8 protein-coding genes and 1 other annotated feature are annotated in these 10,551 nt (G+C 61.2%); of the genes, 7 read left to right on the forward strand and 1 reads right to left on the reverse strand.

Annotated elements, in window-relative coordinates:
- Positions 1 to 16: 16 nt before the first annotated feature.
- Positions 17 to 145: a sequence feature (His leader region), on the reverse strand.
- 190 nt (positions 146 to 335) lie between these two features.
- The 7 genes from BN1136_RS01895 to rnd all read left to right on the forward strand — a co-directional run bounded on the left by BN1136_RS01895 (position 336) and on the right by rnd (position 7,848).
- On the forward strand, positions 336 to 578 hold the full coding sequence (locus BN1136_RS01895) for a hypothetical protein (RefSeq protein WP_043760617.1): 243 nt from the start codon (positions 336 to 338) through the stop codon (positions 576 to 578).
- A gap of 66 nt (positions 579 to 644) precedes the next feature.
- Positions 645 to 2,555, forward strand: a complete 1,911-nt coding sequence (locus tag BN1136_RS01900; RefSeq protein ID WP_043760615.1) for a DNA repair helicase YoaA — start codon at positions 645 to 647, stop codon at positions 2,553 to 2,555.
- A gap of 92 nt (positions 2,556 to 2,647) precedes the next feature.
- Entirely contained in the window at positions 2,648 to 3,349 is a 702-nt protein-coding gene (tsaB, locus tag BN1136_RS01905) for a tRNA (adenosine(37)-N6)-threonylcarbamoyltransferase complex dimerization subunit type 1 TsaB (protein WP_043760613.1), read from the forward strand.
- 54 nt (positions 3,350 to 3,403) lie between these two features.
- Positions 3,404 to 3,922 carry a Slp family lipoprotein gene (locus BN1136_RS01910; protein ID WP_043760612.1) on the forward strand — a complete coding sequence of 173 codons (519 nt, stop codon included), beginning with the start codon at positions 3,404 to 3,406 and terminating at the stop codon, positions 3,920 to 3,922.
- Positions 3,922 to 4,764: an alpha/beta fold hydrolase gene (locus BN1136_RS01915; protein ID WP_043760610.1), complete on the forward strand. Its 843-nt coding sequence runs from the start codon at positions 3,922 to 3,924 to the stop codon at positions 4,762 to 4,764. The genes BN1136_RS01910 and BN1136_RS01915 overlap by 1 nt, the downstream gene beginning before the upstream one ends.
- A gap of 196 nt (positions 4,765 to 4,960) precedes the next feature.
- Positions 4,961 to 6,637 carry a long-chain-fatty-acid--CoA ligase FadD gene (gene fadD, locus BN1136_RS01920; RefSeq protein WP_081843737.1) on the forward strand — a complete coding sequence of 559 codons (1,677 nt, stop codon included), beginning with the start codon at positions 4,961 to 4,963 and terminating at the stop codon, positions 6,635 to 6,637.
- Positions 6,638 to 6,735: 98 nt separating this feature from the next.
- The gene (gene rnd, locus BN1136_RS01925) at positions 6,736 to 7,848 is read left to right on the forward strand and encodes a ribonuclease D (protein ID WP_043760652.1); all 1,113 of its coding nucleotides are present in this window, start codon (positions 6,736 to 6,738) and stop codon (positions 7,846 to 7,848) included.
- Between the two features lie 81 nt (positions 7,849 to 7,929).
- Here the strand turns inward: rnd and BN1136_RS20105 are convergent.
- Positions 7,930 to 10,551, reverse strand: a 2,622-nt coding sequence (locus BN1136_RS20105) for a beta strand repeat-containing protein (RefSeq protein WP_156135295.1), incomplete at its 5' end; no start/stop codon positions are given.

A 10,551-nucleotide genomic window follows, 5' to 3' on the forward strand; every position in this document is an offset into this window, starting at 1 on the left:
TTCCTTCTAGTCAAAAACGAAAAAACCCTCGGAAGTGGGTGCTTCCGAGGGTTCATGAATCTTGCGGTCCTTTTGGAAGTCACCAGTTAAGTGTCTTCCAGCAGTCAACCTCCTGAAAGACTATTCGGGATGATGATGGTGATGATGAGTCTTCAGGGTGGTGAACTTCATGATGTAATCAATCCTTTACAATGCAGATGTCGTTGTTGACGCCCGATTTAAACTACCTGCCTTGACAGAAAAAGCAACCGAAAAATGTGATCAGGGCGATTAAAGTTGAGAAAACGGTTTTCTGGTCGATAACTAGACAATGACGTACCGGAGGAGGCGACATCATGCCCAGTCAGGACCTGTTATTCCCCATCTTGCCTCGCGCACCCTCGACGCCGAGTCCGGAGGACATCAAGCGGGAAGTGACCCAGATCAGCCAGAAGCATCAGCTGCGCAAGATTGGCACCGACAGTGATGGCGGCCAGTCGCGCCAGCAGGGGTATCATCCCGGGAAGCGTGATCAGCCGAAAACACAGGAAGATGATCACAAGCCGGACCCCGATCACCAGATCGATCTCTTCGTCTGACCGTATTAGCAGTCCCGCTTTTTCCGCGCTTTTGGCATAATGCCGCTTTTGCTGCGGGATACGCCTTTGACCATCCAGACCCTGTTCACGCCAGACGGCCCTCTGGCCAGCCACATCGAAGGCTTCAAGGCCCGTGCGCCGCAACTGGAGATGGCCGAGGCGGTGGCGCGCGCCATCAAGAGTGCCGGCCGATTGCTGGTGGAGGCCGGTACAGGTACTGGCAAGACCTATGCCTATCTGGTGCCGGCCTTGGCGTCCGGCAAGCGGGTGGTGATCAGCACCGGCTCCAAGAACCTGCAGGAGCAGCTCTTTTACCGGGATCTGCCCACCATCGCAGGGGCCCTCGACTACACGCCGCCGGTGGCCCTGCTCAAGGGGCGCAGCAACTATCTTTGCATCGAGCGGATGAACCGCCTCCTGAGCGAATCCCACCTGCAAAAGCCGGATATCCTGAGCGATCTGGTCAAGGTCAAGTCCTGGTCCACCACCACCGACAACGGCGACGTGGGGGACATTCCGGGCTTGCAGGAGAATGCCGAGATCCTGCCCCACGTCACCAGCACCAACGAGAACTGCCTGGGACGCGACTGCCCCTATTACGACGACTGCCATCTGGTCATTGCCCGGCGCCGCGCCATGGATGCCCAGGTGGTGGTGATCAACCATCATCTCTTCTTCGCCGACATGGCGGTCAAGGACACCGGCTTTGGCGAGCTGGTGCCCGAGGCGCAGGTCTATGTGTTCGACGAGGCACACCAGCTGCCCGAAATCGCCAGCAACTACTTCGGCAAGTCGGTGGGCAGCCGCACCATCCAGGATCTGGCCCAGGACATCCAGCTCGCCTACCGGGCGGAGGCTCACGACATGGCCCAGCTCGGCAAGGCGGCGGACAGGCTCGCCATTGCCAGTCAGGATCTGCGCCTCGCCTTCGGGGTTGAAGGGGGGCGTGGCAACACCCGGGATATGCTGCGCCAACCGCTCTGGGGTCAGGCACTGGCCCGCCTCAACGACGCCCTCGGCCTCTGTTACGAGGTGCTGAAACTGGCGCTCGGGCGGGGCGAGCAGCTCGACCACTGTTTCGAGCGGATCAGCGAGCTGCGTACTCGGCTGGGGGAGGTGCTGGCCATCAACCAGACCGGCTTCTCCTACTGGTATGACTGCTCGCGACTGCACTTCACTCTCAACCTGACGCCGCTCTCGGTGGCGGAGCGCTTTGGCGCCGAGGTGCAGCGTCCCGAGGTGGCCTGGGTCTTCACCTCCGCGACGCTCACGGTGGACAATCGCTTCGCCCACTTCGTGGCCGAGATGGGGTTGGCCGGCAGCGCCGAGCTGGTTCTCGACAGCCCGTTCGATTATGCCGAGCAGGCGCGCCTGTGCGTGCCGCGCTTCCTGCCAGAGCCCAATGCCTTCGGGCGGGGGGAGCAGCTCGCCAACCTGATGATCCCCCTCATCAACAAGACGCCGGGGGGCTGTTTCTTCCTCTGCACCAGCCATCAGGTGATGCGCCAGGTGGCCGAGGTGCTGCGCCGGGAGATAGGTCGCACCGTCTTGTTACAGGGAGAGGACAACAAGCAGCGCCTGCTCAAGACCTTCGTCGAGAACGGCCGCGCCGTGCTGGTGGCGACCAGCAGCTTCTGGGAGGGGATAGACGTGCGGGGGGCCGCCTTGTCCTGTGTTATCATCGACAAGCTGCCCTTTGCGAGCCCGGACGATCCGCAGCTCAAGGCGCGGGTGGAGGATTGCAAGCTCAAGGGGGGGGATCCCTTCGCCGAGCTGCAGCTGCCCAAGGCGGTGATCGCCCTCAAGCAGGGGGTGGGGCGGCTCATTCGTGATCGCAGTGATCACGGTGTGCTGGTCATCTGTGATCCACGCGTGGTCAACAAACCCTACGGCGCCACCTTCATCAAGAGTCTGCCCGCCATCCCACGGACGCGGGAGCTGGCGACCCTGGGAGATTTCTTTGGGCCACGGGAGTGAGCCCGCAGCATCTGAGCGATGCTGAACAATTTTTACGGCAGGCCAAGGCCATGCTGACGATTTAACCGATAGATGTGAAGAGAATAAAAAGAATGGATGAGTTGAAGATCCTGGCCGTTGATACCGCCACCGAAGCCTGCTCTGCCGCCTTGATGGTGGGTGACAAGGTCTTCTCCCGCTGGGAGGAGGCGCCGCGGGATCACACCCGCAAAATCCTGCCCATGGTTCAGGCTGTGTTGGAGGAAGCCGGTTTATCGTTGGAGCAACTCGATGCCATCGCCTTCGGGCGGGGGCCGGGCTCCTTCACCGGGGTGCGGATCGGGATCAGCGTGGCCCAGGGGCTCGCCTTTGGCGCCGGTGTGCCGCTCATCGGCATCTCCACCCTGGCGGCCATGGCCCAGGGCGCCCACCGTCTGGATGGGGCCGAGCGGGTGCTGGCGGCCATCGATGCGCGTATGGACGAGGTCTACTTCGGCCATTACGAGCGAGTCGCGGGGCAGATGCAACTGGTGGGCGAGGAGGTGGTGAGCCACCCCGACGCACTGGTCGAGGCCAGAGGCAAGCAGGCCGGGCGCGTTACCTGCGTCGGCACCGGGTTTGAGACCTATGGCGAGAGCCTCAAGGGGCTGGCCGATGAGCTGGTGACCAGCCAGGTGCGCTTCCCGGCGGCGGTGGACATGCTGCCCCTGGCCCGGGTTGCCTGGTTGGCGGGCGAGGCGGTGCCGGTGGAGCAGGCGACCCCCGTCTATCTGCGCGACAAGGTGACCTGGAAAAAACTGCCGGGTCGCGAATAAGGTGACCTGCTGCCCGCCCTCCGAGGCGGATGCAGGCGGATCAAGGAGAGGCAAATGATGAAACCCGTGATGGTGCTGGGATTGGTGGGGCTGCTGCTGGGTGGCTGCAGCACTGTGCCCGACGAGCTGGCCTATGAGCCGGCGGATCAGCTGGTGGCCTATCAGCCCGCCCTGCAGGGGATGGAAGGCAAGCCTGCGCGCTGGAGCGGCGTCATCTCGGCGGTGCACAACGAGCAGGATCAGAGCGTGGTCGAGGTGGTCTATCTGCCCCTCAAGGCCAACGGTGTGCCGACCCAGACCGAGCAGAGTCCGGGGCGCTTCCTCGCCATCATGAAGGGCTTTATCGACCCGACCCTCTACGCCAAGGGGCGCAGTCTGACGGTGCTCGGCACCATCGACAAGCCGGTGGACAGCCAGATAGGGGAGCACAAGTATCGCTTCTCCGTGCTCAAGGTGACCGCCAGCAAGCTGTGGCCGCCGGTGAAGGAGGTGGAGATCCGCTACGTGGACCCCTACTTCTACGACCCCTTCTATGATCCCTTCTGGCCAAGGCGCCACCACTCCCGCTGGTGATGATGGAAGAGCGCGTCATCACCCTGGCGGACGGGCGCCGCGTCGCCTTGCTGGACAACGGTCGGCAGGGCCAACCGCTGCTCGTCGCCCTGCATGGCTGGCTCGACAACGGGGCCAGCTTTTTGCCCCTGGCCCCTCATCTTGAGGCATTTCATCTCGTCTGCCTCGATCTGCCGGGCCATGGCCACTCCGATCACAAGCACACTCCCTATGTCTTCGTCGACTGGCTGGATGATCTCCACCAGATCGTGCAGGCTGCGGGCTGGACCAGGTTCACCTTGCTTGGTCACTCCCTCGGGGCGCTGATCGCCTCTGCCTATGCCGGGGTCTTCCCCGAGCAGGTGGAGCGACTCATCCTGATGGAGGGGCTCGGGCCCTTGAGCCAGCCTGACGAGGAGGTGCCGGGGCAGCTTCGCAGGGCCATTCTCAATCGCAGTCGCACCCGCGAGCGTGCCGCCAGCGGGTTTGCCTCTCTTGAGGAGGCGGTGGCGGCCCGTTGCAAGGTGGCAGACATCAGCCCGGCAGCAGCGCGCCTTATCTGCGAGCGGCAGCTGGAGGCGCGGGCAGGGCGCTGGTACTGGCGCAGCGATCCCCGTCTTCGCGATCTCTCCCCCCTTCGCATGAGCGAGGGGCAGGCCCAGGCGCTGATCCGGGCCATTGCCTGCCCGGTGCTCTTTATCCGGGGCGAGCAGGGCTTCCCCTGGCTGCTGGAGCAGTGGCGGCAGCGGGCAGGGGCCTTTGCGCAGATCGAGATGGTGCAGGTGGCGGGAAATCACCATTTCCATATGGAAAATTCGTCAGAAACCGCCGTTTATATCGAAAAGTTCGGTCAAATCCGGTAGGATCGCCGGCTTTGAATCATGTCAGGTTTGCTTTCTCCCTCACAGTTCTCGTTGTTAATTTGCTGTTAATCGATGTTGCCTTATGTAAATATGGGCGACATTAGAACATTAACTTAAAACAATTGATTGAATTGGATGTGACAGGGACGGAGGCAACACAGTGAGCGCACAGGTGCGAGTTATGCAGGAGAAGTTCGTGGAAAAAGTCTGGCTGAAGCGTTATCCAGAAGGGGTGCCCGCCGAGATCAATCCAGACCAATACGGCTCTCTGGTCGAGATGTTTGAAGAGTCGGTGAGCCAGTTCGCCGATCAGCCCGCCTTCGTCAACATGGGGCAAACCATTACCTATCGCCGGCTGGAAGAGCAGTCCCGCGCCTTCGCCGCCTATCTGCAAAACGAGCTCAAGCTCGGCAAGGGGGACAGGGTGGCGGTAATGATGCCGAACCTGCTGCAATACCCCATCGCGGTATTCGGCATCCTGCGGGCCGGCATGACGGTGGTCAACGTCAACCCCCTCTACACCCCGCGCGAGCTGGAACACCAGCTGAAAGACTCCGGCGCCAAGGCCATCGTCATCGTCTCCAACTTCGCCCATACCCTGGAGAAGGTGGTCTATGAGACCCCGGTCAAGCACGTGATCCTGACCCGGATGGGTGACAACCTGGGGCTTGCCAAGGGGACCCTTGTCAACTTCGTGGTGAAATACGTCAAGAAGCTGGTGCCCAAGTACAACCTGCCCCACGCCAGCACCATGCGCCAGGCCCTCGCCAAGGGCCGCTACCTGCAGTACATCAAGCCGGAGATCAGCAACCAGGACATCGCCTTCCTGCAATACACCGGGGGGACCACGGGTCTCTCCAAGGGGGCCATGCTGACCCATCGCAACATGATCGCCAACGTCGAGCAGTGCCTCGGCGTCTATGGCCCTGTGCTGGAGCGGGGCAAGGAGTTCGTGGTCACGGCCCTGCCGCTCTACCACGTCTTCGCCCTGACCGTGAACTGCCTGCTGTTCATGCGCCTGGGGGGCTACAACCTGCTCATCAGCAACCCCCGTGACATCCCGGGCTTCGTCAAAGAGATCAAGAAGTACCCCTTCACCTGCATTACCGGGGTCAACACCCTGTTCAACGCCCTGGTCAACAACGACGAGTTCCAGGAGATGGATTTTGCCAAGCTCAAGCTCACCATCGGCGGTGGCATGGCGGTGCAACGGGCGGTGGCCGAGCAGTGGAAGGCGCTGACCCGCACCCCGCTGCTGGAAGGCTATGGCCTGACCGAATGTTCGCCCCTGGTGAGCGTCTGTCCCTACGATCTGGTGGACTACAACGGTTCCATCGGCCTGCCGGTCTGCTCCACCGAGATCCGCCTGGTGGATGACGAGGGGAACCTCGTCACCCAGAGTGGTGCTCCGGGTGAGATGCAGGTGCGCGGCCCGCAGGTGATGACCGGTTACTGGCAACGTCCCGAAGCGACCGCCGAGGTGATGCAGGATGGCTGGCTCTGCACCGGTGACATCGCCGTGTGCGACGAGCAGGGGTTCTTCAAGATCGTCGATCGCAAGAAGGACATGATCCTGGTCTCCGGCTTCAACGTCTACCCGAACGAGATCGAAGACGTGGTCGCGCTCCATCCCAAGGTGCTGGAAGTGGCGGCCGTCGGCGTACCGAACACGGTGTCGGGGGAACAGGTGAAGATCTTCGTGGTCAAGAAAGACGCGACGCTGGCGCAAGAAGAGATAATTGCCCACTGCCGTAAACATCTGACTGCCTATAAGGTGCCGAAACTGGTAGAATTTCGCGACGAACTTCCCAAGACCAATGTGGGCAAGATCCTGCGGCGCGTGCTGCGCGACGAGGAGATTGCCAAGCAATAACCGGCATGCACTGCTCTGCAGACGAGCGCTGTCGTTATGCAAAACCGTGGGGCATCCACGGTTTTTTCTTTCTGGGTCCGACCAACGTGCAGGCAACGATGCAATATCAACTCATTTCACAGCAAGCCGAACTGGATCAGTATCTCGCTTCTCTGGCCGACGTTCCCCTGGCCATCGATACCGAATTCGTTCGCACCCGTACCTACTATCCCCAGCTCGGTCTGTTCCAGATCTATGACGGCGAGCGTCTCGCCCTGCTGGATCCCCTGACGCTCGATCTCTCCGCTTTGTGGCAACGTCTCGGCCGGGCAGGGCAGATCGCCATTTTGCACGCCTCCGGCGAGGATCTGGAGCTTATCCAGCATCAGGCGGGTCATCTGCCAAACCAGATGCACGATACCCAGCTGGCGGCAGCCTTCCTGGGCCATGGTGTCTCGGTGGGCTTTGGTGCCCTGGTCAACGAGTTCCTCGGGGTCGAGCTCGAGAAAGATCAGGCTCGCACCGACTGGCTGGCTCGCCCGCTCACCCCTCGTCAGCTGGAATACGCCGCCGCCGACGTCTTCTATCTGCTGCCCCTCTACGCCAAGGTGATGAGCAAGCTGCGTGAGAGCGGCAAGTTTGCCTGGTTCGAGCAGGAGTGCCAGAACCACTCCGCCCGCAAGACCCAGGGGAGCGATCCCCGCCAGGCTTATCTCGAGATCGTCAACGCCTGGCAACTGGGCCGCCGCGAGCTGGCCATCCTGCGCGAGCTGGCCGCCTGGCGCCAGCAAGAGGCGGTGCGCCGGGATCTGGCCCTCAACTTCGTGGTCAAGGAGCTGCACCTGTTCAAGGTGGCGGAACGCAGGCCCGGGTCGCTGCGGGATCTCAACGAGCTGGGGCTCTCTCCCATCGAGATCAAGATCCACGGCAAACGGATGCTGGACATCGTCGCCTCCGCCCAGCAAAGCGACCCAGAGAGCTGGCCAGAGCCCATCCGCCGGTTGGTGGACTTCCCCCAGTACAAGGCCGAACTCAAGCGCATCAAGGCCATGGTGGAGGAGAAGGCCAAGGCCAGCAACATTCCGCCGGAGCTGGTGGCGAGCAAGAAGATCATCCACCAGTACTTCACCTGGAGCTGGCGCATGAACGAGGAAGAGCGGGCCCGGGCGGACAAGCCCATGCTGCTGCAAGGCTGGCGCCATGAGCTGGTGGGCCACCTGCTGGCGCAGTAATGGCCCCTCCTTTGTGATGAAAAAAGCCCCGGCAGTCCGTGCTGCCGGGGCTTTTGCTTATTCGGATTGCGTGAGTCGGGTTTATCCGTGGTTCAGCAGATTGCCTTGCTGCTGCAGCTCGTCGAGATGCAGCCCTGTGGAGCCCTGCAACATGACCAGATCCTGGAAGCCGGCTTCCCCCGTTGCCCCGTCCCTGTCCACGCTGATAATGGTACTGCCATCCTCCTCTCGCACCGCCAGGTAGTCGGACAGGTCGCTGCCCGATGCATCCTGGAACAGATCCCTTAGATCCAGCACGTCTCCCCCCTGTGCCAGGCTGGCGCTGTTGAAATCGAGGATGGTATCCAGCCCCCCTTCATGGCTGAAAGCAAAGGTGTCGCTCCCGGCTCCGCCGACCAGAACGTCGCTGCCGGCCAGCCCGTTCAGGGTGTCGTTGCCATCGCCGCCCACCAGACCGTCGTCACCATCCGTCCCCGACAATATCTGGTCCGCCAGAATGGCGTGGTAGCTGACAGTCGTGCCGCCATCTTGCTCTTGCGCCATCTGGAAGCCGGCTGCCGTGTAGGTGCCTTGCAACTGGATCTCGCTGAGGTGGGTACCATCATCGATGGTCAGCACGCCGCCGCTCGCGGTGGCGTTGCTGATATAGCTGATCGTTGCGTTCCCGAGGTCGGCCAGCTCGAACTTATCCCCTGCGTTGAAGCCAGAGACGGTACCGGTGAAGTCGGCGGCCTGTGCCAGCCTGAGCGTGCCATCCCCTTCTTCGGCAAAGCGGGTGTCGAGGCTCGACCCAGCAGCGTAAGCCAGCGTGGCCATGCCGCTGATCAAGGCGTGGCCGGTACCGCTGACAGCCGCGTTCAAAGTTAGATTGCCGCCATTGGCCCACAGCAGGCCGCTGTTGTCGAGCCCGCTGTTGATGACCAGACCACCGGTTCCGGTTGCAGCCAGCAAGCCGGAGTTGACGATGAGCTCATCGCCGGTGTCGATCACCAGAGCATGGCTGCCATCGGCAAGGATGCTGCCTGCGTTGTTCAATATCAGCTGCCCGGCGCCGAGTTGACCTGCACCGCGGATACTGTTGTCGATGTTGAACAGGACGGTATCGGCGCTGCCACCGAAAAATGCATTGTGGTCGCTGTCGGAGAGCACCAGCTGCCCGCCGCCACTCAGGCTGGCACCGCGGAACAGGATCTCCAGGCTGGCGCCGCTGTCGTGGCTGCCAAGGGCAATAATCCCTTCGTTGATGAGGCTGCCCCCAAACGGCATGATGGCCCCGTCATCTATGGTGAGGGTATCGCCATTGCGGGTCACCGGATCGACGTTGAACTCGAAGTTCGCCTCGCCGAGCAACGCCCCATCGACCCCCTTGATCGTGATGCTCTGGCCCTCACCAATGCTGATCACCGCATTGCCATCGGCGTCATTGCTTATTTGCACGTTTGCCATGCTGGTGACGCCGGTAAAGCCGATCAGATCCAGCCTGTCGTTGGCGACGTCGAAGTTGTAGATGACGTTGTTGCCGATGGGTTGGGCGAACACGAACTGATCCGCACCGGATGAGCCGGTCAGGTTGTCATCTTGCGACAGGGCGAAGATGGGGGAGCCCGGGGCATAGGCCTCGACGTTGTCGGCAATATAGACACTGCCCGTGCTGCCGTCTGCGTTTATCCAGCTCATGTTGACGTCTATTACCAGGGCGCCGGCAAAGTCAGCTGGACTGGTGACGGTGAGGCTGGATGGATCGTCGGTAACCACCGTCCAACTGCCATCATTGTTACGGCTGCCTTCGCTGAAAATCCAGCCGGCGGGGACGCCGCTAAGGGTGATGGTGACGGAACCTGAGATGGCCTCCGCTGGGCTGGTCAACGCTAGGTTAATGGGCTCTCCGGCAATGCCCGCTGGTGCCAAACCGGTTTGAACTTGGCCTGTTGCACCACTGGCTACATTGCCAGCGCCATCCACCACATTAGTGCCAGAATTGAAGTCCAGTCGAACGGTATTCGTGTTTCCCTCAGCTCCATTATTGTAGGAAACGTGGACTGCATAAACGGAGGAGGATAGAGATGTGATGGAGTCTATCTTCACGTTTCCACCACCACCACCGTTTCGAACAACGCTGAAATCAGTAGCGTCCACTCCTGTCACTGCTTCACCAAAGTTAACGATGTAGTCGATAAACCCACCATTACCGCTTGGTGCATAGGTGTTGATCGTAATGGTTGGGGTGGGAGCGGTGGTGTCATCTGCCACCGCTACCACATTCAGACTGATCGTGGCCACCGTGCTGCTAGCCCCTTGTGGGTCTGTGACGGTGAAGGCGATGTTGCGCTGAGTGGTATCCGGCGTATCCGAGGTGTTGTTGAACTTCACTGTCGCCAGAGCTGCTTCGAATTGTGCCTCGGTTGGCGTGTGTCCGGCGATAGCCGTCAGCGTCAGGACGACATTGCCACCTATGTTGCTGACAGAGCCCTGTATGTCGGCGGTGTTGGTAAACAGCAGTTGATCACCAGCCTTGGTGTTGGTGATAGTCACCGCAATCGATTGAGGTCTGATGTGATCCAGATCGACGATAGCGGCCGCACTCAGCAGCGTGACGTCGTTGGTTGGTGTATCCGGGCCGCTCAACTCGGTAAAGGTGGTGGTACCACTTTGGGTGATGTTGAGCGTCGGGGTATCGTTGGCACCGTTGATGGTGATGTCGAT

Origin of the sequence: Aeromonas taiwanensis (assembly GCF_000820165.1) — a bacterium.
Lineage (GTDB): Bacteria > Pseudomonadota > Gammaproteobacteria > Enterobacterales > Aeromonadaceae > Aeromonas > Aeromonas taiwanensis.

Bases quoted from the DNA above. Each gene is read 5' to 3' on its own strand.
- BN1136_RS01895 (WP_043760617.1), top strand. From the start codon at position 336: ATGCCCAGTCAGGACCTGTTATTCCCCATCTTGCCTCGCGCACCCTCG.
- BN1136_RS01910 (WP_043760612.1), top strand. From the start codon at position 3,404: ATGATGAAACCCGTGATGGTGCTGGGATTGGTGGGGCTGCTGCTGGGT.
- BN1136_RS01915 (WP_043760610.1), top strand. From the start codon at position 3,922: ATGATGGAAGAGCGCGTCATCACCCTGGCGGACGGGCGCCGCGTCGCC.
- tsaB (WP_043760613.1), top strand. From the start codon at position 2,648: ATGGATGAGTTGAAGATCCTGGCCGTTGATACCGCCACCGAAGCCTGC.
- rnd (WP_043760652.1), top strand. From the start codon at position 6,736: ATGCAATATCAACTCATTTCACAGCAAGCCGAACTGGATCAGTATCTC.